The 24,308-nt window shown below is 73.3% G+C and carries 27 protein-coding genes; 9 read left to right on the top strand and 18 right to left on the bottom strand.

What is annotated here, in order from left to right:
• Positions 1 to 149 precede the first annotated feature (149 nt).
• The 4 genes from ABT034_RS15905 to ABT034_RS15920 form a co-directional block, all read right to left on the bottom strand.
• Positions 150 to 2,111, bottom strand: a complete 1,962-nt coding sequence (locus ABT034_RS15905) for an alpha/beta fold hydrolase (RefSeq protein ID WP_351215415.1) — start codon at positions 2,109 to 2,111, stop codon at positions 150 to 152.
• Positions 2,112 to 2,283: 172 nt separating this feature from the next.
• Positions 2,284 to 3,399 (bottom strand): PP2C family protein-serine/threonine phosphatase, encoded by a 1,116-nt coding sequence (locus tag ABT034_RS15910; protein WP_351215417.1) that lies wholly within the window; start codon positions 3,397 to 3,399, stop codon positions 2,284 to 2,286.
• 1 nt (position 3,400) lies between these two features.
• Complete coding sequence (locus tag ABT034_RS15915) at positions 3,401 to 4,873, bottom strand: MFS transporter (RefSeq protein ID WP_351215419.1); 1,473 nt, start codon at positions 4,871 to 4,873, stop codon at positions 3,401 to 3,403.
• Positions 4,870 to 5,574: a TetR/AcrR family transcriptional regulator gene (locus ABT034_RS15920; protein WP_351215421.1), complete on the bottom strand. Its 705-nt coding sequence runs from the start codon at positions 5,572 to 5,574 to the stop codon at positions 4,870 to 4,872. Before ABT034_RS15920 ends, ABT034_RS15915 begins: the two co-directional genes overlap by 4 nt.
• 299 nt (positions 5,575 to 5,873) lie before the next feature.
• Between ABT034_RS15920 and ABT034_RS15925 the strand changes: the two genes are divergently transcribed.
• The 4 genes from ABT034_RS15925 (at position 5,874) to ABT034_RS15940 (ending at position 10,042) form a co-directional block, all read left to right on the top strand.
• Positions 5,874 to 6,458: a TMEM165/GDT1 family protein gene (locus ABT034_RS15925; protein WP_351215423.1), complete on the top strand. Its 585-nt coding sequence runs from the start codon at positions 5,874 to 5,876 to the stop codon at positions 6,456 to 6,458.
• A gap of 116 nt (positions 6,459 to 6,574) precedes the next feature.
• On the top strand, positions 6,575 to 7,192 hold the full coding sequence (locus tag ABT034_RS15930; protein ID WP_351215425.1) for a TetR/AcrR family transcriptional regulator: 618 nt from the start codon (positions 6,575 to 6,577) through the stop codon (positions 7,190 to 7,192).
• Positions 7,176 to 8,822, top strand: a complete 1,647-nt coding sequence (locus ABT034_RS15935; protein WP_351215427.1) for an acyl-CoA dehydrogenase family protein — start codon at positions 7,176 to 7,178, stop codon at positions 8,820 to 8,822. The genes ABT034_RS15930 and ABT034_RS15935 overlap by 17 nt, the downstream gene beginning before the upstream one ends.
• A gap of 230 nt (positions 8,823 to 9,052) precedes the next feature.
• The gene (locus tag ABT034_RS15940) at positions 9,053 to 10,042 is read left to right on the top strand and encodes a hypothetical protein (RefSeq protein WP_351215429.1); all 990 of its coding nucleotides are present in this window, start codon (positions 9,053 to 9,055) and stop codon (positions 10,040 to 10,042) included.
• 37 nt (positions 10,043 to 10,079) lie between these two features.
• On the opposite strand, the gene ABT034_RS15945 is transcribed toward ABT034_RS15940, so the two are convergent.
• Both ABT034_RS15945 and ABT034_RS15950 read right to left on the bottom strand, forming a co-directional pair.
• The gene (locus ABT034_RS15945) at positions 10,080 to 11,039 is read right to left on the bottom strand and encodes an SMP-30/gluconolactonase/LRE family protein (RefSeq protein WP_351215431.1); all 960 of its coding nucleotides are present in this window, start codon (positions 11,037 to 11,039) and stop codon (positions 10,080 to 10,082) included.
• A 114-nt stretch (positions 11,040 to 11,153) separates the two neighbouring features.
• Positions 11,154 to 12,041 carry a LysR family transcriptional regulator gene (locus tag ABT034_RS15950; protein ID WP_351215433.1) on the bottom strand — a complete coding sequence of 296 codons (888 nt, stop codon included), beginning with the start codon at positions 12,039 to 12,041 and terminating at the stop codon, positions 11,154 to 11,156.
• Positions 12,042 to 12,177: 136 nt separating this feature from the next.
• Between ABT034_RS15950 and ABT034_RS15955 the strand changes: the two genes are divergently transcribed.
• Both ABT034_RS15955 and ABT034_RS15960 read left to right on the top strand, forming a co-directional pair.
• Entirely contained in the window at positions 12,178 to 13,440 is a 1,263-nt protein-coding gene (locus tag ABT034_RS15955; protein ID WP_351215435.1) for an MFS transporter, read from the top strand.
• On the top strand, positions 13,437 to 13,757 hold the full coding sequence (locus ABT034_RS15960; RefSeq protein WP_351215437.1) for a cupin domain-containing protein: 321 nt from the start codon (positions 13,437 to 13,439) through the stop codon (positions 13,755 to 13,757). Before ABT034_RS15955 ends, ABT034_RS15960 begins: the two co-directional genes overlap by 4 nt.
• Before the next feature lie 22 nt (positions 13,758 to 13,779).
• On the opposite strand, the gene ABT034_RS15965 is transcribed toward ABT034_RS15960, so the two are convergent.
• A complete protein-coding gene (locus tag ABT034_RS15965) occupies positions 13,780 to 14,316 on the bottom strand; it encodes a tetratricopeptide repeat protein (RefSeq protein ID WP_351215439.1) in 537 nt (178 codons plus the stop codon).
• Positions 14,317 to 14,411: 95 nt separating this feature from the next.
• Here ABT034_RS15965 and ABT034_RS15970 point away from each other — a divergent pair, with 95 nt between their 5' ends.
• On the top strand, positions 14,412 to 14,540 hold the full coding sequence (locus tag ABT034_RS15970; RefSeq protein WP_351215441.1) for a hypothetical protein: 129 nt from the start codon (positions 14,412 to 14,414) through the stop codon (positions 14,538 to 14,540).
• Between the two features lie 32 nt (positions 14,541 to 14,572).
• Here ABT034_RS15970 and ABT034_RS15975 read toward each other — a convergent pair whose 3' ends face one another.
• Together ABT034_RS15975 and ABT034_RS15980 are read right to left on the bottom strand one after the other, a co-directional pair.
• Positions 14,573 to 14,881, bottom strand: coding sequence for a CU044_2847 family protein (locus ABT034_RS15975; protein ID WP_351215443.1), 309 nt, complete (start codon positions 14,879 to 14,881; stop codon positions 14,573 to 14,575).
• A 54-nt stretch (positions 14,882 to 14,935) separates the two neighbouring features.
• Positions 14,936 to 15,421, bottom strand: a complete 486-nt coding sequence (locus tag ABT034_RS15980; protein WP_351215445.1) for an SRPBCC family protein — start codon at positions 15,419 to 15,421, stop codon at positions 14,936 to 14,938.
• A 147-nt stretch (positions 15,422 to 15,568) separates the two neighbouring features.
• Here ABT034_RS15980 and ABT034_RS15985 point away from each other — a divergent pair, with 147 nt between their 5' ends.
• Positions 15,569 to 16,159 (top strand): PadR family transcriptional regulator, encoded by a 591-nt coding sequence (locus ABT034_RS15985; RefSeq protein ID WP_351215447.1) that lies wholly within the window; start codon positions 15,569 to 15,571, stop codon positions 16,157 to 16,159.
• A gap of 130 nt (positions 16,160 to 16,289) precedes the next feature.
• Positions 16,290 to 16,739: a peroxiredoxin gene (locus ABT034_RS15990; protein WP_351215448.1), complete on the top strand. Its 450-nt coding sequence runs from the start codon at positions 16,290 to 16,292 to the stop codon at positions 16,737 to 16,739.
• A gap of 50 nt (positions 16,740 to 16,789) precedes the next feature.
• Here the strand turns inward: ABT034_RS15990 and ABT034_RS15995 are convergent, their stop codons facing one another.
• From ABT034_RS15995 to ABT034_RS16035, 9 genes are all read right to left on the bottom strand, one after another.
• Complete coding sequence (locus ABT034_RS15995; RefSeq protein WP_351215450.1) at positions 16,790 to 17,164, bottom strand: peptidase inhibitor family I36 protein; 375 nt, start codon at positions 17,162 to 17,164, stop codon at positions 16,790 to 16,792.
• Complete coding sequence (locus tag ABT034_RS16000) at positions 17,161 to 17,877, bottom strand: hypothetical protein (protein WP_351215452.1); 717 nt, start codon at positions 17,875 to 17,877, stop codon at positions 17,161 to 17,163. Before ABT034_RS16000 ends, ABT034_RS15995 begins: the two co-directional genes overlap by 4 nt.
• 408 nt (positions 17,878 to 18,285) lie before the next feature.
• On the bottom strand, positions 18,286 to 19,071 hold the full coding sequence (locus tag ABT034_RS16005; protein WP_351215454.1) for a polysaccharide deacetylase family protein: 786 nt from the start codon (positions 19,069 to 19,071) through the stop codon (positions 18,286 to 18,288).
• 193 nt (positions 19,072 to 19,264) lie between these two features.
• Positions 19,265 to 19,642 carry a hypothetical protein gene (locus ABT034_RS16010; RefSeq protein ID WP_351215456.1) on the bottom strand — a complete coding sequence of 126 codons (378 nt, stop codon included), beginning with the start codon at positions 19,640 to 19,642 and terminating at the stop codon, positions 19,265 to 19,267.
• A gap of 115 nt (positions 19,643 to 19,757) precedes the next feature.
• The gene (locus ABT034_RS16015) at positions 19,758 to 21,305 is read right to left on the bottom strand and encodes an ATP-dependent DNA ligase (RefSeq protein WP_351215458.1); all 1,548 of its coding nucleotides are present in this window, start codon (positions 21,303 to 21,305) and stop codon (positions 19,758 to 19,760) included.
• A 103-nt stretch (positions 21,306 to 21,408) separates the two neighbouring features.
• Positions 21,409 to 22,494 carry a DUF6397 family protein gene (locus ABT034_RS16020; RefSeq protein WP_351215460.1) on the bottom strand — a complete coding sequence of 362 codons (1,086 nt, stop codon included), beginning with the start codon at positions 22,492 to 22,494 and terminating at the stop codon, positions 21,409 to 21,411.
• 162 nt (positions 22,495 to 22,656) lie between these two features.
• Complete coding sequence (locus ABT034_RS16025) at positions 22,657 to 23,070, bottom strand: roadblock/LC7 domain-containing protein (RefSeq protein WP_351215462.1); 414 nt, start codon at positions 23,068 to 23,070, stop codon at positions 22,657 to 22,659.
• A 213-nt stretch (positions 23,071 to 23,283) separates the two neighbouring features.
• Positions 23,284 to 23,901, bottom strand: coding sequence for a GTP-binding protein (locus ABT034_RS16030; protein ID WP_351215464.1), 618 nt, complete (start codon positions 23,899 to 23,901; stop codon positions 23,284 to 23,286).
• Positions 23,882 to 24,298: a DUF742 domain-containing protein gene (locus ABT034_RS16035; RefSeq protein WP_351215466.1), complete on the bottom strand. Its 417-nt coding sequence runs from the start codon at positions 24,296 to 24,298 to the stop codon at positions 23,882 to 23,884. The genes ABT034_RS16030 and ABT034_RS16035 overlap by 20 nt, the downstream gene beginning before the upstream one ends.
• Positions 24,299 to 24,308 lie beyond the last annotated feature (10 nt).

The following is a 24,308-nucleotide window of genomic DNA, read 5'->3' on the forward strand; positions in this document are numbered from 1 at the left end:
TTCCTTTGGGGGGGGTTGTTTCTTGTCTTGGTGGTGTTCGGATACCACTCTCTCCTCTTCTTGTGCGCGGCGGTCCTTTCCGGGTGGGGGGGGGGGGGCGCCCCCCCGCCCCCGCCCCCCCCACCCGTCCGCCGTCCGGCTGCCGGAGGTCAGCCGAGCGGCAGTTCGAGGAAGGACGGTTCGCCGTCCGGGGAGCCGATCACGGTCTGCGTCCAGGTGACGGAGGCGTCGCCGTACAGCGGGTCCTTGCTGTCCACGACCAGCATCAGCCGGTGGCCAGGGGCGATGTCGTACGCGGCTGCCTGGAGCTTCCAGGTGACGGTGGTGTCCTGTTCGGGCGTCAGGCCGTACACGTTGAGCGGCTCATGGGTGATGATCCGGGCCGTGTCGTCCTCGGCGACGTCCAGGAGGTGGGCGTAGAGGCTCGCGGAGGTGGCGGTGGAGCGGACCGTGAGGCGCAGTCGGGGGATGCCCCGGACGCGGCGGCCGGCCGTCCCCTCCCCGCCGGACGGGACGAGCGGTTCGGTCGTCCACGCGACCGCGTGCCGGCGGTCGATCTTGCGGGTGTCGTAGATCTTGGGGTTGCCCGCCCACTCGGCCTGACCGGTCTTCATGATCGCGTCCATGGCGGTGGCCTCGGTGTCGACGCCGGCGAGGAACGCGCGCCGCCAGCCCGTCTCCTCCGTCCCCGGCGCTCCCCCGGCGGCGACCGGGGCGGCGGGGAGGAGCCGGCCGTCGGTGCCGCCCGCGCCGTCGCCAGTGAGGCCGAACACCTCGGTACGGCGGGTGACCTCGCTCCAGTCGGGGCTGGTCTCCCGGTGGGCGGGCGTGACGATCCGGTTCTCGCCCGTCGGCTCGCCGGTCTCCGGGTCCGTGACCGGCTCCGTCTCGTACGTGAACATCACCTGGGTGCTGACCTGGGGCCAGTCCTCGACGCCGTTGCGTTCGCCCTTGAGGTGGTGGTCGAGCCAGGCGTACGCCTCCGCCATGGGGAGGTTGACCTCGTCGGGTGTCGGGGACGGGCCGATGAGCGCGGGGCCCTCGGGCGCGGCGTGGTCGCCGATCCACAGGTTGAGCCGCTTGGGCACGTCGAGGCCGTTGAAGGTCTCCAGGGTCTGGTTGACCGCGAAGAGGCTCTCGTGCCAGGTGTTGGAGAAGAAGGTGGGCGTGCCGTTGTCGTTGGTCAGGTCGAGGTACGACTCGGGGGCGCGCAGCCGGCCCCACTCGACGACGGTGTCCAAATTCCGGTCGGCCTGGAAGTCGGCGAGGATCCGCTGGTTGTCCTCGTCGAACTTGCTCTCCACCGGGCCGCCGGTGAGGGCGAGGAGGGCCTTCACGGCCGCGAGGTGGCGGGTGCCGTGGTCGTAGAGGCTGGTCGCGAGGTTGCCCCAGGTGCTGAGGGCGACGACGGCGGCGACCCGGTCGTCGTGGGCGGCGACGAGCTGGCTGATGCCGGAGCCGTAGGACTCACCCATGAACCCGATGGTGCCGGGCGCGAAGTGGTCGACGGCGAAGTCGATGACGGCGGAGCCGTCCGCCCAGTCGTGGGGTCCCGCCACGTCGACGAGGCCGCTGGAGGTGGACGGCAGGCCTGGGATGCCGAGGCCCCGGGGGGTGTAGGCGAGGACGTGGTAGCCCTTGTGGGCGAGGACGAGGTACGACCAGAGGAACAGCGGCCAGCCGAAGGGGGTCCAGCCGGCCGGGACGACGACGAGCGGGTGCGGGCCGGGGCCGAGCTGCCGGAGGCTGAAGGCGGAGAGCCGGACGCCCTCCGTGGATCCCTCGATGCGGTGGTACGCGGGCAGGGCGAGGCCGCGTACCTCCCGGACGAACGCGGCGAGTTCGGGAGGGAGCAGCGCCTCGGGGCTGTTGGCGGCGCTGGTGCCGCCGGTGCCGTCGGTGCTGTCGGGGCTGTCGGGTGTTTCGCTCAGGAGGGCGTTGGCGAGGGTCTGGCCGAGCCGGACGGCGCCGGGGTCCACCGTCGCGTCGGCGGCCCAGAGGCCGCGTCCCGCGATCCGGCTGGTCTCGGCGGCGGTCAGGCCCACCGTGACGTCGGGGAAGCCGGGAAAGTGTTCGGACGAGCCGGTGGTGAAGGGGTTCTCCTGGGGCACGTGCACCCGTTCCTCTCGACTGGACTGGTGACTGTCCGCGATGCGGACGGTCGCAAGCCTCACGTATGCGGGGACGACGTACCAGAGCGCACGAACAGCGCACGTATCACACAACCCGTCAGGAACGACACAAGCCGCCCCGAAGTCGATGTTTGGTGACGAGCGGGACGGGTCAGGGGGCCTCGGGGCTGTCCGGAAAGACCACGAGCAGGGCGGCGACGTCGTCGTCGAGACCGTCGGCTCCGTAGTCGGCGAGGTCCTTGTGCAGGAGTTCCGGCAGCTCCCGGGCCGGCTCCGCCGCCCACCGCCGCAGACGCGGTTCGAGCGGGTAGAAGGTGCCGGTCCGGTCGCGGGTCTCGCTGACCCCGTCGGTGTAGAGGAGCAGCCGGTCGCCCGGGCCGAAGGGGACCTCCTCGATGCGGTGCCGGGAGTCGGCGAGGCCCGCCAGGTTGACGGGCAGCGAGGGATCGGCGAAGGACACGGCGTGGACGTCGGCGCCGTGCTGGAGCAGCGGGGCGGGGTGGCCGCAGCTGAGGAGCCGTGCGGTGTCCTCGTCGTCGGGGAGTTCGACGAGGACGACGGTGGCGAAGCGTTCTGCGGCGTCGGAGTCCGGGTCCCAGGCTCCGTAGCGGGCGAGGCCTTCGTCGAGCCGGTCGGCGAGGACGGCCAGGTCGGGGGCGTCGTTGACGGCGGCGCGGAAGGAGCCGAGCAGGACGGACGCGGTCTCGACGGCGCCGAGGCCCTTGCCCTGGACGTCGCCGAGCATGATCCGCACCGCGCCGGGGACCCGTACGGCCTCGTAGAAGTCGCCGCCGATCCTGGCCTTGGCGGCGGCCGCCACGTACAGCAGGTGCAGGTCGAAGCGGCCGAGACGGGCGGGGAGCGGACGCAGCACGACCCGCTGCACCACCTCCGCGACGGCCGTGAGCTCCCGCAGGTCGCGCTCGTAGCGGGTGCGGACCCGGCTGACCCAGGCCGCGGCGGCGGTGACGGCCGCGAGCACCGTCTCGCTCGCGACGAGTTCGGGGGCGAGCGGCTCCCCCCGGATGAGGCTGAGCAGGACGCGGGCGCCCATCGCGAGCAGTCCGATGCCGATCGTCCCGCGCACGCTCCAGGTGACGGCGGCGAGCGCGGGGGCGGCGACGAGGAGGCGGTCGAACCGCTCCCGGTCGGGGGTGATCACGTCGGCGAGGAAGGTCAGGGCCAGGACCAGGAAGGGCAGTGCGCGACCGAGGTTGAACTGGGTGCGGGCCGCTGTGCCGGGACGGCCCCGGTGACCGTCGGGCATCTCATGATCGTACGCAGGATCGGCTTTCGGGCCCGGGTGACGTCGGCCCCGGGCGTGTCCTGCCCCGGTCGGCGCCACCGCCGGGCAGGGCGAGCGCGGCCGGGACGGCGAGCGCGGCGATCACGGCCAGGGCCGGGAGGGCCGCGCCCGCGGCCGGGACGAATCCGCCGAGCGGGACGCGGGCGAGCAGAAGGGTCGCGACGGCGGTGCCGAGCGCGGGTCCGACGTTCATCGCGGTCTGCTGGAGGCCGCCGGCGACTCCGGCGTGGGCCTCGGGGGCGCGGTGCACGACGACCGACGTGGCCGTGACGAGGAGGGTGACGAACCCGGCTCCGAGCAGGGCCGCGGAGGTGCCGACCGATACCGCGCCGGCGGTCGCGTCGAGCCGGGAGAGGAGCAGCACCCCGAGCGTGAGCAGGCCGGCGCCCGCTGTCGCCGTGCGCCGGGGGCCGAACCGGCGCTGGAACGGCGGGCAGAGGGGCGCGCCGAGCACCATGAGGACGGCGAGCGGCAGGACGCGCAGTGCGCAGTCGAGAGGGTCGAGCCCCTGGACGTCCTGGAGGAAGTACGTCGCCACGAAGAGGGAGCCGAAGAGGGCGGCCGAGGCCGCGAGGAGGACGGCGAGGCCCGCGGCGACGGGCACGCTCCGGAGCAGTTCCGGGGGCAGGAGGGGGCGCGCGGCACGGCGTTCGTGCCGGACGAGGGCGACCGCGGCGGCGCCGGCCCCGGCACAGGCGAGCGCGCCGGCCGTCGCGCCTCCTGGCCGGGCCGCTTCGACGAGACCGTGCACGAGCAGTCCCAGCGCGACGGCGAGCAGCAGCGCCCCGAGGGGGTCGAGATGCCCACCTCGACGTTCGGCTTCCCGTTCCGCGTGACGTTCACCCTGACGTCGAGCCTCACGATCGACCTGAGGTTCAGTGTCTCGCTCGCCGGTGGCGAGGGCGAGCACGCCGATCGCGAGGGTCGGGGGTACGCCGAGGAGGAAGACCGAGCGCCAGCCGTACGAGGAGACCAGGGCGCCGCCGACGAGCGGTCCTGCGGCGGCGGCGAGTCCGATGGCGGCGGTGCGCACGGCGATCGGCGTCCCGAGCCGCTCCGGCGGGAAGGCGGTCCGCAGCATGCCGAGGGTTGCGGGCTGGAGGAGCGCCCCGCACACGCCCTGGAGCACGCGCAGCGCGATCACCGCGCCGATGCCGGGGGCCAGAGCGATGCCGGTGGAGACGGCGGCGAAGCCGAGGGCTCCGACGGCGAACACCCGATGGTGGCCGTAGCGGTCACCGAGTCGGCCGGCGAACACCAGGAGGCTCGCGACGGCGATCAGATAGCCGGTGCTGGTCCACTGGACCTGGTCGAGGCCGGCGTGCAGATCGCGCTGGAGGGCGGGCTGGGCGACGGTGAGCACGGTGCCGTCGAGGGCGACGACGGCGGCGCCGACGACGCTGCACGCGAGGACCGGGGCACGGCGGGAGGTCACGGGGCGGGCTCCGTGGGGGTGGGGCCGGGGTGGGTGTCGGGGAGCGGGGCGGGCGCTACGGGCCGGAGCGGGGCAGGCGCTACGGGCCCGAGGTGGGCGTCGAGGGTGGCGGCGAGGAGGGGGGCGGGGTCATCGGCGCCGGTCGCGAGCCGGAGGCTGCCCCAGTGCCAGAGCTGGGCGATGCCGTGGAGGTTGGCCCAGAGCGCGCCCGCGACGACGACGGAGTCGGCGCCGGGGCGGACGCGGGCGACGAGTCCGGAGAGGTGGGCGAAGAGCGGCAGGCTCGTCTCGCGCAGTCCCAGCCGGCCGCTCTCCAGGAGGTCGTGCCGGAACATCAGCTCGTACATGCCGCGTCGGGCGCCCGCGTAGTCCAGGTAGACGCCGGCGAGGAGCGCGATCCGTTCGCGCGGTGGGGCCGTTTCCCGGTCGTCGGCGGCGACGCGGGCGGCGAGTTCGGCGAAACCCTGGCGGGCGATGGCCGACAGGAGATCGAGATGGGTCGGGAAGTGGCGGCGCGGCGCTCCGTGGGATACACCGGCGCGGCGGGCGATCTCCCGCAGCGAGAGGGCCTGGGCGCCTTCGGCGTTCACGAGCTCGACGCCGACCCTGACGAGCCGGGCCCGCAGCCCGCCGCCGCCGTCGCCGTCGCCGTCGCCGTCGCAGCCGGCCTCACCGTCGTACTTCTCGCATTCCTCATCCATGGACACTGTCTACCAAGATCGAGTAGACACTGTCTACTCACCGACGCGCCCCGGTCGGTTACACTGAGGGACAGCGAAGGGGAGTAGCCCCGCAAACCGGTCGTCGACATACTGGAGCCCCCGGGTTCCCGGTGACCGGGTCCGCGTTCGGCGCGGACGGGCGAGACCTTCGGCCAGGCATCAACCGCGTCCGCGTTTCCGTGGGCGTGGTCCGTCATGCCGGGCCGAGTGGTCCTTCCGTCGCCCACCGAGGCGCCGTGCCGAGTCCACGGGCCCGGACCGAGCAGAGAGCCCCCGGTATGCACCTCGACCCCTTGGCGATCCTCACCGCCTTCGGGCTGATCTTCCTCGCCGAGCTTCCCGACAAGACGATGTTCGCGTCCCTCGCCATGGGCACGCGCATGCGTCCGCTGTACGTGTGGATCGGCACCTCGACAGCCTTCCTCGCCCATGTCGCCATCGCCGTGGGAGCCGGCAGTCTGCTCGGGCTGCTCCCCGACTGGTCCGTGAAGCTGGTCTCGGCCCTGCTGTTCGGCTTCGGCGCGTTCATGCTGCTGCGCGGCGGGGCCGACGACGACGAGGCCGACGCGGGCGGGCGGACGGTGACCGGCTTCCTGCCCGTCTTCTCCACCGCCTTCATGGCCGTCTTCATCAGCGAGTGGGGTGACCTCACCCAGATCACGACCGCCAACCTGGCCGCCACCAACGGCACCTGGTCGACGGCGATCGGCTCCCTCGCAGCCCTGATGAGCGTCTCCGCGCTCGCCCTGGTCGCAGGCAGGTTCATCGCCAAGCGCGTGCCGCTCACGACCGTGCAGCGCATCGGCGGTGTCTGCATGGCCGGCCTCGCGATCTGGTCGCTGACCGAGGTCTTCACCGGCTGACGCCGGGCCGCGGACCGACGACTCGCGCGCCCTCACCCTCCTGGGTGGGGGCGTTCGCCGTTCGCGCCCCCGCGCGAACCCTTGATGAAGCAATGAATCACTGCTTCACTTCTTCCATGCCCTACCGCCGCACCCCCGCCGTCCAGGCCCGGCTCGACGCACAGCGCCTCGCGGTCCTCGACGCGGCCCGAGAGCTGCTCGCCGAGCAGGGCTACGCGGGCTGTTCGGTGGCGGCCGTCGCCGCGCGCGCCGGAATCGCCACGGGCAGCGTGTACCGCCACTTCCCCAGCAAGGCCGCGCTCTCCGTGGAGCTGTTCAGGACCGTGGTGAGCAGGGAGGTCGCGGCCGTCTCCGACGCGGCCGGGCACCCCGGCCACCGGTCGGCCGCCGAGCGGGTGGTCGCCGTCGTCGAGACTTTCGCCCTGCGCGCCCTGAAGTCGCCGCGCCTCGCCTACGCGCTGCTCGCCGAGCCGGTCGATCCGGCCGTGGACGCCGAGCGGCTGGTCTTCCGGCGGGCGTTCCGGGACGTGTTCGCCGCGCGCGTCGAGGAGGGCGTGCGCTCCGGCGAGCTGCCGCCCCAGGACCCGGTCCTGACGGCGTCGGCGCTCGTCGGCGCGGGCGCGGAGGCGCTGGTCGGCCCGCTGGCGGAGGGGTCCGTCGGGCCCGGCACCGTACCCGCCCTCGTCACCTTCACCCTGCGAGCACTGGGAGTTCCCGATGCCGACCACGCATGAGGTCACCAACCAGGTACCGCCCCTGACCGGCTACGACGTCTCCGCCGACCCCGCGCTCCTGGAGGCGCTGCGCCGGGAGGGCGCCGGCTGGGCCGAGGCCGAGGTCCGCGAGCTGGGGGTGCGGGCCGGCGGCGAACAGGCCCAGGAGTGGGGCCGGCTGGCCGAGCGCCACTCCCCCGTCCTGCACACCCACGACCGGTACGGCCACCGCGTCGACGAGGTCGAGTTCCACCCGTACTGGCACGAGCTGATGGACGTGGCCGTCCGGCACGGGCTGCACGGTGCTCCCTGGCGCGACGAACGGCCGGGCGCGCACGTGGCCCGCGCGGCGAAGGTCTTCGTGTGGGGGCAGGTCGACGCGGGACACCTGTGCCCGGTCTCCATGACGTACGCGGCGGTGCCGGCGCTGCGCGTCCAGCCGGAGCTCGCCGAGGTGTACGAGCCGCTGCTCACGTCCCGGTCGTACGACTTCGGGCTGCGGGTGCCGACGGAGAAGCGCGGGATCATCGCCGGGATGTCGATGACGGAGAAGCAGGGCGGTTCGGACGTCCGGGCGAACGCGACCCGGGCGGTCCCGGCGGGCGAGCCCGGCCTGTACGCGCTGACCGGCCACAAGTGGTTCACCTCGGCACCGATGTCGGACGTCTTCCTCACCCTGGCGCAGGCACCGGGCGGTCTGTCCTGCTTCCTCGTGCCCCGGGTGCTGCCGGACGGCAGCCGCAACGCGATCCGCCTCCAGCGTCTCAAGGACAAGCTGGGCAACCGTTCCAACGCCTCCTCCGAGATCGAGTACGAGGGTGCCGTCGGCCGGCTGGTCGGCGAGGAGGGGCGCGGGGTGGCCACCATCATCCGGATGGTCAACATGACGCGGCTCGACTGCGCCATCAGCTCGGCGTCCGGGATGCGTCTGGGGCTCGTACAGGCGGTCCACCACGCCACGCACCGGGAGGCGTTCGGGGCGCGGCTCGTCGACCAGCCCCTGATGCGGAACGTGCTTGCCGACCTGGCGGTGGAGGCGGAGGCGGCCACGGTGGCGGCGCTGCGTCTCGCCGGGGCGGTGGACCGGGCGGCGCGCGGCGACGCGGAGGAGGAGCAGCTGCGGCGGCTCGGTCTCGCGGTCACCAAGTACTGGGTGTGCAAGCGGGCGCCGGCGCACGCGGCGGAGGCCCTCGAATGCCTGGGCGGCAACGGGTACGTGGAGGACTCGGGCCTGCCGAGGCTCTACCGCGAGTCGCCGCTGCCGTCGATCTGGGAGGGCTCGGGGAACGTGGCCGCCCTCGACGTGCTGCGGGCGATGGCCCGTCAGCCCCAGGCGGTGGAGGCGTACTTCGCGGAGGTCGACCGGGGCGCGGGCGCCGACCGGCGTCTGGACACGGCGGTCGCGGCCCTGCGCAAGGACCTCGCGGGGCTCGGCGACCCGGACGCGGTGGCGTACGGGGCCCGGCGGCTCGTCGAACGGCTCGCCCTCGTCCTCCAGGGCTCGCTGCTCGTACGGCACGGGCATCCGGCGGTGGCGGACGCGTTCTGCGCCTCGCGGCTCGACGGCGACCGCGGCCTCGCCTTCGGCACGCTGCCGGCGGGGGTGGACACGGCGGCGATCATCGCGCGGAGCGGCCCGGACGCGGGCTGAGCGGGGGGGCGCGGTCTGGACGACCCCCCGGACGCGGGCGGCGGATCAGTGACAGGGGCCCGTCCTTCCCGGACGGGTCTTCACCCGGGTGCGGGGCAACCGGCCGCATGTCGTGGGCCACGCAGGCGATCCCATGGGCACGGCTGCCGCCGCCCCGGGGCGGCGTGCCGTCATGTTCGTCTGGCGCCATGCTTTCCGGCGCCTCTCGTGCCCCGCCCAAGGAGACGTCCATGTTCCGACTGCCCCGGCTGGCCGCCACGGCCACGGCTGCCGCCGCCCTCACCGTGCTCGTCGCGGGTTCCCCCGCGATCGGCGGGCCCCCGGTGCCCGACCCGCACGTCGTCGCCCGCTTCGACTACGCCCGCGGGGAGACTCCGGAGAACATCGCCCTCGATCCCGACGGCTCCGCGAACCTGACCCTGGCGTTCGCCCGTCAGGTCGTCAACGTCGACAAGCAGGGGACCAAGCGGACCCTCGCGACCCTGCCCGCCGTGGCGAACCCGAGCACACCCGTCATCGGTGCGGCGGCCGCCCTGGGGATCGCGCGCGCCGACAACGGGACCCTGTACGTCACGTACGCCACCGGAACGAGCGAGACCGGTATCTGGCGCATCCCGCCCGGCGGCGGCGTGCCCGTCCAGATCGTGCGGCTGCCGGCCGACGGCTTCCCCAACGGCATCGCCTTCGACGAGGAGTGCGACACGCTGTACGTCGCCGACTCGGTCCGCGGAACCGTGTGGAGCGCCCCGCGGGAGGGCGGCACGCCCACGGCCTGGGCCACGGGAACCGAGCTCCGGCCCCTGCCCGCTCCCGAGGGCTTCGGCGTCGGCGCCAACGGCATCAAGGTCCACAACGGCGCCGTGTGGGTGTCCAACACCGACCGGAAGACGCTGCTGCGCATCCCCGTACGCGACGACAAGAGCGCCGGCGCGATCGAGACCAGGGCCGAGGGGCTGAACTGGATCGACGACTTCGCCTTCACCGGGCGCGGCGACACCGTGCTCGCCGCCCTGATCATGGACGACGAGGTCGCTCTCGTACGCCCCGACGGCTCCCGCGAGACCGTCCTCACCCGGCAGGAGGGGCTCTCCAACCCGACCTCCGTGGCGGTGCGCGGCAAGAGCGTCTACGTCCCGAGCGCCTCCTACTTCACCGCCGTGAAGGAACCGAACCTCCTCCTCGCCCAGTTCCGCAAGCTCCACGGGCAGGGCACGTCCTGACCGGAGGACGGGCCGGCGACCCCTTCGGGTCGCGGACTCACCGGGGCGCCGGGTCCAGCCAGGGCCGGCGCCCCGGGCCGGTCGGGTGCGTGCCCGTGGCGCTCATGACCACCGAGTAGAGGCTGGTCTCGGCAGTGATGAAGAGCCGGTTGCGTTTGGCGCCGCCCCAGGAGATGTTGGCGACCGCCTCGGGGATGTTCAGCCGCCCGATCAGGGTGCCGTCGGGGTCGTAGCAGTGCACGCCGTCGTTCATCGCGGCGGCCCACAGCCGGCCGGAGTCGTCGAAGCGGAGGTTGTCGAAGCGGGCGTTCTCGCGGGCCGCCGCGTCGGCGAAGACCTTGCCCTCGGACAGCGTGCCGTCGTCGCGTACGTCGAAGACCCGGATGAACCCCGCCCGGGTGTCGGAGACGAACAGCTGCTGTTCGTCGTGCGAGAAGACGAGCCCGTTCGGCGCGCCGAAGCAGTCGGCGACCAGCCGCACTTCGCCCGTGGCCGGATCGACGCGGTAGACGTTGTTGGCGCCGATCTCGCTCTCCGCGCGGTACCCCTCGTAGTCGCTGGTGATGCCGAAGTCCGGGTCGGAGAACCAGATCGAGCCGTCGGACTTCACCGCGGCGTCGTTCGGGCTGTTGAGACGCTTGCCGTTCCAACGGTCCGCGAGCACGGTGACGGTGCCGTCGTGTTCGGTGCGGGTCACGCGGCGGTTGCCCTGCTCGCAGGTGATCAGCCGGCCCTGGCGGTCGAGGGTGTTGCCGTTGGTGTGCCCGGCGGAGCGGCGGAAGACACCGACGGCGCCCGTCTCCTCGTCCCACCGCAGCATCCGGTCGTTGGGGATGTCGCTCCAGATCAGCTGGCGCCAGGCGGGCACGTAGATCGGCCCCTCGGCCCAGCGGCAGCCGGTGAACAGGACCTCCGGCGCCTCGTCGCCGTTCATGCACCGCCCGGTACGGAACCGTTCGTCGAACATCTCGTACAGCCCGGGACCCTCGCCGGTCATGGGGACCTGCCTTCCTGGAACCATCGAATACCGAACACCGAATATTGAATACCGAATGCCGAACCTGATCCTGTCTCCCGTGAGGATTGCATCATGAGAGGAAGTCGCCGCCCGTCAGGGCCGCCGGGCGCCGACCGCCGTCACGAAGGCCCTGAGCAGGGCGGAGTCGGCGGCGGTGGGCCAGACCAGGCCGTATTCGAGGGGTGGGGCATCGTGCAGGGGGACGTAGGCGACGCCGGGGCGGGGATGGTACTGGGCGCCGCGCGCCGCACCGGGGGTGACGCCCCGGCCCGCCGTGACGTGGGAGAGGACCTCCTGCCAGGTGGCGGCGACCGGCCCCCGCCCGATGGGCGCTCCGGACGGGGTGCGCCGGGGGTAGTGGTGGTCGAGCCAGACCCGTGAGTTGGCGCCGCCGGTGGTGATCAGGGGCAGCCCGGCGAGGTCGTCGAGGCCGAGGGAGGGCCGGCCGGCCAGGGGGTGGGCGGCGGGCAGCAGCAGGACCCGGTCGTCGCGGACGACGACGGGGCCGGTGGTGAGGTCCGGTTCGCGCACGGGGAAGGCGGTGAGCTGGATGTCGAGTTCGCCGTCCTTCAGGGGCCGGACTCCGCCGTCGAGGGGGACCTCGTGGAGGGTGATCTCGCAGCCGGGGTGCCGGGCGAGGAAGGTGTCGGCGACGGCCGTCAGCAGTTCGCCGCCCCAGGGGGTGCCGAAGCCGGTGCGCAGTCGGCCGTGGAATCCGCGTCCGGCCTCGGTGGCGCGTTCCAGGGCCGCGCGGAGCTGCCGGTGGGCGGGGAGGAGGTCCTCGTACAGGCGCCGGCCGATCGGGGTGAGCCGGACGCTGCGGCTCGTGCGTGCGAAGAGCGGGGTGCCGACACGGCGCTCCAGCTTCTTGACGGTCTGGCTGACGCGGCCGGTGGAGACGCCGATGCGCTCGCCGGTGCGCCCGAAGTGGAGCTCCTCGGCGAGCACGAGGAACGTCTCCAGTTCGTGGCGTTCGAGCATCCGCCCCTCCTGATCCTTCACGATCGCCCGCGATCGTTGAGTGTGGCTCAACGTCGGTTTCATGATGACATCTTGATCGGACGGTCCGGCTGCGAGGAGCCTGGAGACGTCAGCCTCCCCACGCGGAAGAGAGTCCGTGGAACCGAGCCTCCGATCGAGCCACCGGCCCGCCCGGCCCGTGAACGTCCTGCTGTTCGCCGTGGCCGGGGCGGTCACGGTGGCCAACATCTACTTCCCGCAGCCGCTGCTCGCCGCCGTCGCCCGCGGCCTCGACGTCTCGGAGCGGACGGCGGGGCTCATCGCCTCCGCCGCGCAGGTCGGGTACGCGCTCGGCATCCTGCTGCTCGTACCGCTGGCCGACACCGCGCGGTTGCGCCGCCTCACCTCGGTGCTGCTCGCCCTCACCAGCGGGGCGCTGCTCGTCGCGGCGGCGGCCCCCGACGTCGTCACGCTGACGCTCGCGACGCTCGCGCTGTCCACCACGACGGTGCTGCCGCAGATCCTCACCCCGGTGGCGGCGGTCCTCGCCGGTCCCGGGAGGCAGGGCCGGGTCGTGGGCCTGGTGGGCCTCGGGCTGACCCTGGGCTCCACCCTCTCCCGTACGGTCTCGGGCGCCGTGACCGACGCGAGCGGCAGCTGGCGGGTGGCGTACCTGGTGGCCGCCGTGACCACGGCGGCCCTGCTGTGCGTCCTGCCCCGGCGGCTGCCCGAACGGCTCGGCCCGCCCGGTCGCACCTCGTACGCGAAGCTCCTGGCCGGGCTGCCGCGCCTTCTCACCGCCCACCGCGCGCTGAGGGTCGCGGCGCTGCTCGGAGCCTGTGTCTTCGCCGCGTTCAGTGTCTTCTGGGCCGTGCTCGCCTTCCATCTGGCGGCGCCACCGCTCGGGTACGGGCCGGGGGCCGCCGGGCTCTTCGGGGTGCTGACCCTGCCCGCCGCACTGCTCTCGGCGACGGCCGGACCGCTCACCGACCGGTTCGGGGCGCCCGCCGTCAGCGCCGCTGGACTGGTCCTGGCGGGGCTCGGCCTCGGTGTGGCCGGCCTCGCCCCGTACACCCCGGTGGCCCTGGTCGCCGGGGCGAACCTGCTGGTGGTCGGGGTCAGTTCCTGCCAGGTGGCCAACCAGGCGCGGGTCTTCGGGATCGGGCCGGCGGTGGCGGCGCGGGTGAACACGGTCTTCATGCTGGCCACGTTCGGCGGCGGAGCCCTGGGTACCCTCGCGGGGTCCTGGCTGTACGCGGCGCACGGCTGGCCGGCCGCCCTGCTCGCCGCCGGGGCGTTCGTCGCCGTCGGCGCGCTCGTGGTGGTGCGCTCGGCGCGGCCGGCGGCCCCGAGTTGCGTACCGGACGTCACACGAGAGGCTGGGGGTGTCCGCCCGCGCACCCCGCAGGGAGAGTCATGAAGCTGGACCTCACCGCCCTCGCCGACGAGCATCTCGCCGCCGCCCGCACCGCGCCGCACGGGCGCAGCGCTCATCTGCTCATGCACGACGGGGTGCTTCGGCAGACCGTCATCGCCCTGACCTCGGGCACGTCCCTCGACGAGCACAACGCGCCGCCGGCCGCGAGCCTCCAGGTGCTGCGGGGACGGGTGAACCTGACGGCGGCCGGGTGGGCGGAGGAGCTCGCGTCGGGCACGCTGCGGATGATCCCCAAGGAGCGGCACGGGCTCACCGCCCTGGAGGACGCGGTGGTGCTCCTGACGGCGGTGAACGACTGACGGTCCGGGGCCGGACCTCGCGTCACCCGGTCGCGTCGAGGTCCTCGGCGTAGTGCTCGATGGCCCGGCGGTACGCGCGTACGGACGGGTCCTCGCTGGTGGTGGCGAGCAGCCGGAGCAGCAGGCGGACCGACTCGTGGTGCCGGCCCGTGTTGTAGAGGGCCATCGCGAGGAAGGTCCGCAGCGAGCCGTCCTCGGGGAACTCCTCGGCGGCGCCGGTGAGCAGGGTGACGGCCTCGTCGTGGCGGCCGAGGACCCGGTAGGTGCTGCCGAGCCCGAGAAGCGCACCGCGCCGGTCCTCGGAGGTGAGGGCGGTACGCCGGTCCTCGTGCTCGGAGGTGGGCCCGGTGCTCGCGAGTGCGCGTTCGTAGTACGGCACGGCCTCCGCCTCCAGGCCGAGGGCGTCGTGCGCCCAGGCCGTCTGGTACGCGATCTCCGCGTCGTCCGGGTGGTGGGCGGCGAGTGCGACGAGCCGCTCGCGGGCTTCCTCCGTCCGGCCCTCTTCGCGCAGCGCGACTGCCTCGGCCAGCGGGCCGTTCCTCACGTCGTGGAGTTCCATGACGGCATCCTCGCAGCTCCCGGCAGGTGCCCCCGCGGCGGCTGCCAGGTGACGGGCCGCCATACCCCGCGGGCCGGATTGCGGCGTCCTCGCTCATGGAGGAGGACTCCCACCCGCCCGGGTACGTGAAGGCGGCGGCGGACGGCTCGGGGCCGGCGGTCGGCACCCTGGAGGACGCGTCCGGGCTCGCGCTCGGGAGGGGCACGGACGGCGAGTGCCGGTAGCGAGGCCGGGTGCGCGCGGCCGTTCTGCTCGCTCAGCGGGGCGGCTTCTCCCATTCGAGGGTGACGCGCAGGCTCGCGTTCGCGCTGCCCTGGACGACGAGGGCGGTGAGCTTGCCGGCATCGAGTCCGAGCTGGCAGCCGAACTCGACGGTCGCCCGGTCCGGGGCCGCCCGGTGGAGGGCGTCCCCGATCTGCCCGGCGAAGGAGGAGAGGGCCTCGGTGACCGCGGAGAGGTCGGGAAGACGGCCGCCGAACCCTTCGAGGTCCGAGTCGGGGCCGAGGCGCCGAGCCTCCACGAAGAGGGTCGCGTCCCCGACCTCGACCTGCGTGATGTCCGTCATCGAAGCTCCCTACGATCGGCGGGGGTGGTCCGGGGCGCGGACGAGCGGTTCCTTTCAGCGGGGCGGCTCCGGGAGCTCCTCGCCCGTCTCCAGGAGGGACTTGAGGCTGGAGATCAGCGCGGGCCAGCCCTCGGCGATCAGATCCTTCATCAAGCCGGCGGCTTCGAGTTCGCTGTGTGTGACCGTGAGCTTGACCGTGTCGCCGGAGGGTTCGATCGCGAAGGTCACCCGGGACCTGCGCTCCCGGACGAGACGCTCGTACACGTCCTGCCCGAGGTGCACGGCCTCCGCCCAGGCCGGGGTGAAGGTGTGCCAGGTGTACGAGAGGAGGCGGCCGGGCTCGGCCGCGAGGACGACCTGCTCGGGGTCGGCGGTCCTGCGTCCGCCCTCGTCCCAGACCATGGGCGCGCCGGGGGTCCACTCCGTCTCGAAGGCCACGCCCCAGTACCGGCGGGTGGACGCCGGGTCGGTGAGAGCCTTCCAGAGCTCGTCGGGAGTGGTCCGCATGTAGCTGGTGTAGACGAACGTGCCGCTGTCCATCGCGCTGCCCCTCGGGTCTGCCGTCCCCTCTCTCCAGCCTAGGCAGGCGCCCGACGGACATGCCAGTGAAGAGCCCCCGTACGGCAGGGGGCGCACGGGTTGAATAGGTGCGGAAGAAACTATTCAACGTGCTGCTAGCGTGGCCGGATGTCGCTCAAGCACGCCGTCCTCGCAGCCCTCCTGGAGGGCGAGGCTTCCGGGTACGACCTGGCCAAGATCTTCGACGTGTCGGTGGCCAACTTCTGGGCCGCCACCCCGCAGCAGCTCTACCGCGAGCTGGACCGGCTCGCGGAGGCGGGACTGATCACGGCGCGTGTGGTGGAGCAGGAGCGGCGCCCCAACAAGCGGATGTTCAGCCTCACCGAGCCGGGGCTGCGGGACCTTGCCGCTTACACGTCGACGCCGCCGCGGCCCAGCGCCGTCCGCGACGAGCTGATGGTCCAGGTGCAGGCCTGCGACGAGGGGGACACGGCGGCCGTCCGCGGGTTCGTGGCGCGGCGGATGGAGGCGGCGCGGGCGAAGCTGGGGCGTTACGACCGGCTGCGGGAGCGGATGCTCGACGGCAGGGACGAGGAGCGGTACCTGGCGGAGACCGAGCGGGTCGGGCCGTATCTCACCCTGATGCGCGGCCGGTTCTTCGAGGAGGAGAACCTGCGCTGGGGTGAGCAGGTCCTCGCCGTGCTCGATCGGCGCGCCGCCGGGCGGAGCGGACGGCCGGAGGCGGCGCACCAGGGGTGACGCGGCCCCGGACGGGTTTCGGGGCCGGGGCGGTGAGGGGTGACGGCGGAGCTACTCTGCGGTAACGTCACCGGCCGCGAGTGCCGGAGGCGCCGGCCGCTCACGGGGACGGATCGGGGATGGGCCTGTAATGAACGTCGGTGACCTCGTCGAGGACTTCAGCCTTCCGGACGAGACGGGCGCCCCCCGCTCCCTGACCGGGCTGCTGGCCGAAGGACCGGTCGTCCTCTTCTTCTACCCGGCGGCGATGACGCCGGGCTGTACCGCCGAGGCCTGCCACTTCCGCGATCTGGCGGCCGAGTTCCGGGCCGTCGGCGCGCTGCCCGTGGGGATAAGTTCCGACGGTGTGGAGCGGCAGCAGGAGTTCGCCGAGCGGCACTCTCTCGGCTACCCCCTGCTGTCCGATCCGGACGGCGCCGTACGGGACCGGTTCGGCGTGAAGCGCGGATTCTCGCTCGCGCCGACGAAGCGGGTCACCTTCGTGATCGGCCAGGACCGGCGGGTGCGCGAGGTCGTGCGCAGCGAGCTACGGATGAGCGCCCACGCGGACCGAGCCCTCGCCGCCCTCCGCGGCGCCTGACGGAGGAGCGACCGGGCCGGGCCGTCCGGCGGTCGGTGGTGCGGCGCGGGTCAGCAGCCCGTCGACCAGATGTGGGAGTCGCCGCGGTCGTTGGCCGCGCCGTTGTAGCCGACCTCCTGTCCCGGAGCGAGACAGATGGTCACGCCGCCGCCCTGCCAGGCACTCTCGTAGACCTTGACGTGGTCCTTGATGCCGGGTCCCGAGATGCCGTGGTTGGCCCAGGAGGAGTCGGTGTCGGAGATCCAGCTCTCCCACCAGCCGTCGTCCCCGCTCCAGTTGGCGCGCTGGCCGCCGAAGCCGGAGTTCTGCCAGACGCAGAACTCGCCGCTGGGGCATTCGGCGGCGATCGCGGAGGTCGCGAGGGCGAGGCCGGCGGTGGCGGCGGCGAACAGCGCCGCGGCGGTGGTGACGAGAAGACGCTTCACGAGAGGGTGGGGCCTTTCTGCGGGTGGGCGGGCGCGGGCAGTTCGGCTGCCCGCCGCAGCGCGCGGTCGCGCAACTGCTTGTAGGTGGTGAGCTCGGCCCGGCGCAGGGTGCGCACCGTGGCCAGCTCGGCGGGCTCCAGCCGCGCGCGGACCTCGTCGAGTCCGCTCTCGCGGGCGCAGCGGGCGGCGACGGCCGGATCGGGACGGTCGGGTCGGGGTCGGTCGGGCGGGGTCACGCACCGGGTCCAGCGGGCGAGCGCCGCACGGTGGTCGGGGTCGGCGCTCATCCGGGCCTGGGCCTCGGTGCGGAGGTTGCCGACGATGACCTGGGCCCGGAACCAGCGGCGCTGATCGCCGTACAGCCGGTGGCGGGCGGCGGCGAGGCAGCCGTCCTCGTGGGCCGTGACGGTGGCGCCGGTGGCGAGGGTGACGGAGAGTTCCGAGGGACCGGCGCCGAAGAGCGCCGCCCGGAAAGTGCGGTCCTCGTCCGGGGCGCGGGGCCTGGACGTCAGGGACAGCCCCTGGTCGTGCAGGCAGTCGGCGACGAGCCGCTGCTCGGCGGCCTTGAGGAGCGCGTCCTGGGCCGCCGCGCCGGAGGGGACTCCGGTGGGACCGGAGGGTGCGTCGGGGCTGACGGTGGCGCAGGCGGAGATCAGGAGAGCGGCGGCCGCGGTCAGCAGAGCGCGGCGGGTGCGCGAGGTGGTGCGGAGCACGGGGTCCCCCTTCGATCGTCCCTGGTCGGAGGGGCCGGCGAGTGGTCGTCTCGACGGCCCGGGATGATCAATTCCCGGGGGCGGAGCCGCCATGCCGGGCCTCACTCGAACGAGTCGAACGCGCCGGAGTGCGCGCCCCTCGGGCGCCCTCGGCGTGCCGTGTGGGAACGGGCGCGGCGGGAGTGGGCCGTGCGGGAGTGGGGGTGGGAACGACAAAGCCCCGGTTGGACGGGGGATTCCAACCGGGGCCGATCGCCGTGACGCGAAGGGCGGTCACCTCTGGGGGGGGACCTTGGGGACCGGGCCCCTTCGCCGTCACATACGTATGAACGATAAACCTTTCCCGAATGTTCCGAGCGTTCCCCGGTGGGGGATGTGAGTCACCTCACCCGGTTTCGTGGGATCTGGTCAGTCCTTCTCGGGGCGGTAGACGGTGCCCGGTTCGGCCGTGCCGGGGGCGAGGAGCTCCGGGACCGTGACGAAGGTGAAGCCTCGCCGCTTGAGCTCGTCGATGATCGACGGTACGGCCGGGACCGTACCGTCGTAGATGTCGTGGAGCAGGATGATCCCGTCACCGTGCGCCTGTTCGAGGACGCGCTGCCGTATGAGGGCCGAGTCGGTGGTGGAGTAGTCCTTGGCGGTGATGCTCCAGAGGACCTGGGCCAGCCCCAGTTCCCGGCTGATCTCCGACACCGTGTCATCGGTACGGCCCTGTGGCGGGCGCATGAGCGTGGGCTTCCGGCCGGTGATCTTCTCGACGGCGTCCTGGGTGCGGGCCAGCTCGTCGCGCACTTCCGCCTCGTCCAGATCGGTCAGGATCCGATGCGTCCAGGTGTGGTTGGCGACCTCGTGCCCCTCGTCGGCGATGCGCTTGACCACGTGGGGGTAGCGGTCGACGTGCTTGTGGCCGAGGAGGAAGAAGGTCGCGGGGACCTGCTTCTCCTTGAGTACGTCGAGGAGCCGGGGGGTGTCCTTGCCCGGCCCGGCGTCGAAGGTCAGCGCGATGCACTTGACCTTGGCGCAGTCGACGCGGCGGGCCGCGGAGCCGGCCTTGTCGTCGGTTCCGCCTTCCTCTCGTGCATCCTGCGGGGTGACGGGGTCGACCCCGCAGCCGCCGAGCGTCAGCATCAGCGACGCGGCGGCGAGCAGGACAGTGGCCGTCCCCCGGCGTCGGCCCGGCCTGGATCGGAACATGGTGGAACCCGCTTTCCCCTGCGATGTCTTCGATGCAGCCGTAAAACCGCCTGGTCAGGGCGTCACTCACGGCCGCCCGAGAACTCTACACACGGTGTATACCGGGGAGGTCGGCGGGGTCCCGCAACCGCGCGGGCACACGTGAACCCCGGACGGCGCCCGTCCGCTCCGTCCGGGGAGTTCGCGCTCTCGCTCAGCGCGAGGCGAGCAGCAGTCGGGCCTCGGTCTCCTGGTCACCGGAGACGGACTGCAGGGACTGGATGTCGAAGCCGGCGGCGAGCACCTTCTCGACCTCGTCGACGGCGTGGTAGCCACCGGTGAGCGTGGCACCGACCGGGGAGGTCAGAGAGGTGGGACGCACTTCCTTGTGCCGCCCCCCGGCCGTGTCGAAGGTGGCCGTCCAGACGGTGGGGGAAGGGCCTGTCGCCGTCTGCGGACCGGGGGCCGTCATGTCCTCCAGCTGGTAGACGCCGTCGAGGACGTCGAAGACGGCCTGTGCGTCCTCCCGGCTGCAGTCGCACAGCTGCACGGTGACGTCGGTGTCGATGTGCAAGTCGTACACGTCGCTCATCTCCTCGCGGCCCGCCGGGCGCCCGCGGCACCCCGCGCTCGTCGTACCGGCGCTCGTCGTACCACGACTCCAGCATCCCTCTCGGGACGGCGTCGCGCGAGGCCCGCCCCGCCCCTCACCGGCGGCCGACGACCTCCTCGACCGTGTCGGCCTCCGAGGCCGGCTTGTCGGGGCGGTGACGCACGACGCGGGCGAAGCGGAGGGTGACACCGGCCGGATAGCGCGTCGAGGTCTGGAGGCCGTCGTAGGCGATCTCCACGACGAGTTCGGGGCGTACCCGTACGGTGAATCCGTCGTCCTCCACGGCGAGTTCACCGAGCCGTTCGGTCTGCCAGCGAAGCATCTCGTCGGTGAGCCCCTTGAAGGTCTTGCCGAGCATGACGAAGCCGCCGTCGGCCGCGCGGGCGCCGAGATGGAGGTTGGAGAGCAGCCCGGTCCTCCGTCCGTGGCCCCGTTCGACGGCGAGGACGACGAGGTCGACGGTGTGGACGGGTTTCACCTTCAGCCAGGTACGCCCTCTGCGGCCGGCGACGTACGGCGCGTCCAGGGCCTTGACCAGCACCCCTTCGTGTCCGTGGGCCAGTGTGTCGGTGAAGAACCGCTCGGCCGCCGCGGTCTGCGCGGGGTCGGCCGGGTCGGTGACGAGGACGCGTCGGACCCGCTGGGACTCGGGGAGCAACCGGGAGAGCACCTCGTGCCGCTCGCGGCCCGAGCGGTCGATCAGCCCCTCTCCGTCGGCCGCGAGAACGTCGAAGAAGACCGGTGTGAGGGGCAGGACGGCGCGCGCGGCGGCCACGTCGGTGCGGGAACCGACCCGGGCCGCGATGGACTGGAAGGACACGGGGCGCCCGGTGCCGGGGTCGAGCGCGATGACCTCGCCGTCCAGGATGAAGGCGTCGTCGGGCACGGCGCGGGCGGCCGCGACCACTTCGGGGAGCCGATCGGTGATGTCGTCGAGCGAACGGGTGTGGACACGGACCTCGTCGCCACGTCGATGGACCTGGATGCGGATGCCGTCGAGTTTCTCCTCCACGACACAGGCCCCGACGGCGGCGATCGCCTCGGTGACGGATGCGGCGGTGTGCGCGAGCATGGGCTGCACGGGGTTGCCCACCCGCAGGGTGAACCGGTCGAGGGCGGTGGCCCCCTCGGCGAGCACCGCCTGGGCGACCCGGGGCAGCGCGCCTTCGAGCATCACGGCGCGCCGCAGCTCGGCGGCGGGCACGGTGGCGGCCAGGGCGACGCCCTCCAGGGCGATGGCGTCGAGGGCTCCCTGGCGCACCTCTCCGGTGAGCAGCCGCAGCAGGAGTTGCTGTTCGTCGTGGGTGGCGGCGGCGAACAGGGCGTGGACGAGCCGGGTCCGCTCGGCCCGGGCGCCGGCTCCGGAGACCGCGGCGAGCTCCGACATCACCTCGTCGACCCGCCCGAGCGTGAGACCCGGCAGCTCGGCGGGCGGGACGGCGGGAGGGACGACACCCTTGAGCACGCTCCACCCGACGCCGAGCCGCCCCTGCGGGAGCCGCCCCGAGAGATACGCGATGACGAGGGGGCTCTCCTCGGGGGCCGCCTCCGCGAACAGCTCGGCCAGCAGGCCGATCTTGCGCGAGCGCGCGGAGGCAGCGGTGACCTCCCGGGACACCTCGGCGACACGGGCGAGCAGCATGGGCCCATCCTCCCCACAGCTTCCGGCCGCCGCACGCCGACACCACCACGCGGCGCCTGCGCCCGGTACCCGACCGGGTCGTCCGGCCCCCGGGGCGTCGGCGTCAGGGCCAGGACACCGGGCGCTTCCTTCCCCTGGGCCGCCCGACCTCCGGCCCCTTGCGACGGAACCGGTCGAGGAGCTTGCTGCGGGCCGGACGGCCCGGCGGACGGTCCTTCACCGCCGGACGCCCAACGGGTACGGGCACCGCCGTATCCGCCCGCCCGACCGGGACCGACACCTCCAGGGCCGGTACCTCCGACACCGCGCGCCCTGCCGGGGCCAGCACCTCCGGGACCGCACTCCCCGCCAGAACCGGCACCTCCGGCACCGCGCCCCCCACCGTGGCACCGGCACCCGGCGCGAAGGCACCGGCCTCGCCGGGATACGGAGCCGGTCGCTCGGCTCGTGCCTCGTCCAGGGCCATCGCGAGACTGATCCGCTGCCACAGGATCTCGTCCGGGTCGTCGGCCCGGGTGAGCCGCTCGGCGATCTCCCGCGCCGCCGCGGCCACCGGCATCCCCGGTGGAGGCGGTGGGCGCAGCCGGTCGAGGTGGGCGCGCTCGAACGGGTCGTCGACGACCTCGGCCACCTGGACCGGGTCGAGCAGCGAGGCGATGGCCGCGGCCCGCGCCCAGGAGTCGCCCGCGGTGCGGAGCAGCACAGCGAGCCGCCGCGCACGCCAGTTCCGGGGCCGCAGGTCCTCGTGCGCGGCCAGGCGTTCACGAAGCTCCAGGGGCAGCCGCCCGGTGAGCAGCGCCGGGCAGGCGAGGCCGAACTCGGCGACCTCCTCCGCGAGGTACGTCCACACCACCGCCCTGTAGCGGTTCAGGGAGAACCGCACGGGGCTGACGTGCCCCGTCCGGGCCAGCCTGGTGAACCGGTCCGGGGTGATCTCCAGGAGTGCGGCGGCCTGCCCCGTACCGACCCCGCGCACCCGTTCCCGCAGGCCGGAGGGGAAGTCCGGTGCTGCCCTGAGGCGGTCGAGCTCGCACCGCTCGATCCGCCGCTGCCCGCCGACGCCCTCGCGCGCCGGCGCCGTCCTCACCAGGCCCAGCTGGACCGCGAGCCGGAACTCCTCGCGCCCCAGTTCCAGTTCCTGTGCGGCCCGCCCCGGTGTCACCGTGCGCGCCCCTCCGTCCACCGTCATCCCGTCGCCCTCCCCGTCCGTCCGTCCCTGTGTCCCCGGGTCGCGGTTCTTTCCGCCCCCCCACCAGAAACGTAACGCAGAGTGACGACGGCCGCACGTCCTGTGGACAACCGCCTGTGCACAACGATCCATGGGCGTCGAAGACGGGCGGGCCTCAGGGCGTCAGAGCACACCGCCGCCCGGCAGGCCCGGCTGTCGTGCCGCCACGCCGAGGTGCTCGCCGACCCGGTTGACCAGGAGCGTCATCTCGTACGCCACCTGGCCGACGTCCGCCTCCGCCGCGCTCAGGACGCAGAGGCAGCTCCCCTCCCCCGCCGCCGTCACGAAGAGCAGCGCCTCGTCGAACTCCACCATCGTCTGCCGCGCCCTGCCCGCCCGGAAGTGCCGGCCCGAGCCCCGGGCGAGGCTGTGCAGGCCGGAGGAGACGGCTGCCAGGTGCTCGGCGTCCTCACGGGCGAGTCCGCTGCTCGCGCCCGTCACCAGCCCGTCGTTCGACAGCACGAGCGCGTGCCGTATGAATCCGACCCGCTGGGTCAGGTCGTCGAGCAGCCAGTCAAGTTCCTTGTCCAGCGCCATCAGTGGTCCTCCCCCTAGGTGGTGCGTCCCCCGTCGGCCGGATTCCCGTGGTCCCGTGGTCCTGTGGTCCTGTGGTCCCGTGGTCCTGTGTTCCGTGCCGTCGTGGTCCGCCGTGTCGCCGTATCCCCGCAAGCCTTACGCACTGCCGTGGACAGGGCAAGCACCGGACCACGCCCGCGCGTTCCCCTTCCGGGCCGTCTCCGTGCCGGCGGCTCAGCCGACGGTGTCGAGGAGCCGGGCGGTGTGCATCCGCCCGGCGTACTCGACGAGGCGGATGAGCACCTCCTTCCCGGAGTCGCGGTCGCGCGCGTCGCACAGCACGACGGGCGTGCCGCGGTCCAGGTCGAGGGCGCGGGAGACGTCCGCCGCGCCGTACGCACGCGCGCCCGTGAAGCAGTTGACGGCGACCACGAAGGGGATCTTCCGGTGCTCGAAGTAGTCGACCGCGGGGAAGCAGTCCTCCAGGCGCCGCGTGTCGGCGAGGACGACCGCCCCCAGGGCGCCCTGGGACAGTTCGTCCCACAGGAACCAGAACCGGTCCTGGCCGGGCGTCCCGAAGAGGTAGAGGGAGAGCCCGGCGCGGATCGTGATGCGGCCGAAGTCCATGGCGACGGTCGTGGTGGTCTTCTGGTCGACCCCGCCGGTGTCGTCGACGAACTCCCCCGCACGACTGAGCCGTTCCTCGGTGCGCAGGGGCCGGATCTCGCTGACCGCGCCGACGAGGGTGGTCTTGCCCACGCCGAATCCGCCGGCGATCAGGATCTTCAGGGCGAGGGCGGTGGTGTCCGCGCCGTCGTCCGTGCCGGTGCTCTCAGAGCGCTCGTAGGCCATCGATTACTTCCCTCAGGATTCTTTCGTCGGGGAGCTGTGCGGGCGGTACGGGCCGGCTGACGCGTACGAAGCCCGATTCGAGGAGGTCGCCGAGGAGGACCCGGACGACGCCGACGGGCAGGTCGGCGTCGGCGGAGAGTTCGGCCACCGACTGGGTCTCGGCCCGGCACAGGGCGAGCAGCGACCGGTGTTCGGGGCCGAGGAGCGACTCCTCGGCCGGTCCGGGCGGGTCGTCGTCCACGACGACGAGGGCGATGAGGTCGAACCGTACGTTGCTGGGCCCCGGCCTGGTCCGTCCGCCGGTCATCGCGTACGGGCGTACCAGCGGTCCGGCGTCGGCGTCGTACCACTGACTGCCCGGCGCGGACGGGCCGCCGCCGGTGCTGTCCTCGTTCATGGGGGTTCTC

The organism is Streptomyces sp. NPDC002773 (assembly GCF_040295605.1).
Classification (GTDB): Bacteria; Actinomycetota; Actinomycetes; order Streptomycetales; family Streptomycetaceae; genus Streptomyces.

What these genes read in the sequence shown, in the direction of transcription:
- ABT034_RS15910 (WP_351215417.1), bottom strand. Translation starts at nt 3,399, where the DNA reads ATGCCCGACGGTCACCGGGGCCGTCCCGGCACAGCGGCCCGCACCCAG.
- ABT034_RS15920 (WP_351215421.1), bottom strand. Translation starts at nt 5,574, where the DNA reads ATGGATGAGGAATGCGAGAAGTACGACGGTGAGGCCGGCTGCGACGGC.
- ABT034_RS15925 (WP_351215423.1), top strand. Translation starts at nt 5,874, where the DNA reads ATGCACCTCGACCCCTTGGCGATCCTCACCGCCTTCGGGCTGATCTTC.
- ABT034_RS15930 (WP_351215425.1), top strand. Translation starts at nt 6,575, where the DNA reads ATGCCCTACCGCCGCACCCCCGCCGTCCAGGCCCGGCTCGACGCACAG.
- ABT034_RS15935 (WP_351215427.1), top strand. Translation starts at nt 7,176, where the DNA reads ATGCCGACCACGCATGAGGTCACCAACCAGGTACCGCCCCTGACCGGC.
- ABT034_RS15940 (WP_351215429.1), top strand. Translation starts at nt 9,053, where the DNA reads ATGTTCCGACTGCCCCGGCTGGCCGCCACGGCCACGGCTGCCGCCGCC.
- ABT034_RS15945 (WP_351215431.1), bottom strand. Translation starts at nt 11,039, where the DNA reads ATGACCGGCGAGGGTCCCGGGCTGTACGAGATGTTCGACGAACGGTTC.
- ABT034_RS15950 (WP_351215433.1), bottom strand. Translation starts at nt 12,041, where the DNA reads ATGCTCGAACGCCACGAACTGGAGACGTTCCTCGTGCTCGCCGAGGAG.
- ABT034_RS15960 (WP_351215437.1), top strand. Translation starts at nt 13,437, where the DNA reads ATGAAGCTGGACCTCACCGCCCTCGCCGACGAGCATCTCGCCGCCGCC.
- ABT034_RS15965 (WP_351215439.1), bottom strand. Translation starts at nt 14,316, where the DNA reads ATGGAACTCCACGACGTGAGGAACGGCCCGCTGGCCGAGGCAGTCGCG.
- ABT034_RS15970 (WP_351215441.1), top strand. Translation starts at nt 14,412, where the DNA reads ATGGAGGAGGACTCCCACCCGCCCGGGTACGTGAAGGCGGCGGCGGAC.
- ABT034_RS15975 (WP_351215443.1), bottom strand. Translation starts at nt 14,881, where the DNA reads ATGACGGACATCACGCAGGTCGAGGTCGGGGACGCGACCCTCTTCGTG.
- ABT034_RS15980 (WP_351215445.1), bottom strand. Translation starts at nt 15,421, where the DNA reads ATGGACAGCGGCACGTTCGTCTACACCAGCTACATGCGGACCACTCCC.
- ABT034_RS15985 (WP_351215447.1), top strand. Translation starts at nt 15,569, where the DNA reads ATGTCGCTCAAGCACGCCGTCCTCGCAGCCCTCCTGGAGGGCGAGGCT.
- ABT034_RS15990 (WP_351215448.1), top strand. Translation starts at nt 16,290, where the DNA reads ATGAACGTCGGTGACCTCGTCGAGGACTTCAGCCTTCCGGACGAGACG.
- ABT034_RS16005 (WP_351215454.1), bottom strand. Translation starts at nt 19,071, where the DNA reads ATGTTCCGATCCAGGCCGGGCCGACGCCGGGGGACGGCCACTGTCCTG.
- ABT034_RS16010 (WP_351215456.1), bottom strand. Translation starts at nt 19,642, where the DNA reads ATGAGCGACGTGTACGACTTGCACATCGACACCGACGTCACCGTGCAG.
- ABT034_RS16015 (WP_351215458.1), bottom strand. Translation starts at nt 21,305, where the DNA reads ATGCTGCTCGCCCGTGTCGCCGAGGTGTCCCGGGAGGTCACCGCTGCC.
- ABT034_RS16020 (WP_351215460.1), bottom strand. Translation starts at nt 22,494, where the DNA reads ATGACGGTGGACGGAGGGGCGCGCACGGTGACACCGGGGCGGGCCGCA.
- ABT034_RS16025 (WP_351215462.1), bottom strand. Translation starts at nt 23,070, where the DNA reads ATGGCGCTGGACAAGGAACTTGACTGGCTGCTCGACGACCTGACCCAG.
- ABT034_RS16030 (WP_351215464.1), bottom strand. Translation starts at nt 23,901, where the DNA reads ATGGCCTACGAGCGCTCTGAGAGCACCGGCACGGACGACGGCGCGGAC.
- ABT034_RS16035 (WP_351215466.1), bottom strand. Translation starts at nt 24,298, where the DNA reads ATGAACGAGGACAGCACCGGCGGCGGCCCGTCCGCGCCGGGCAGTCAG.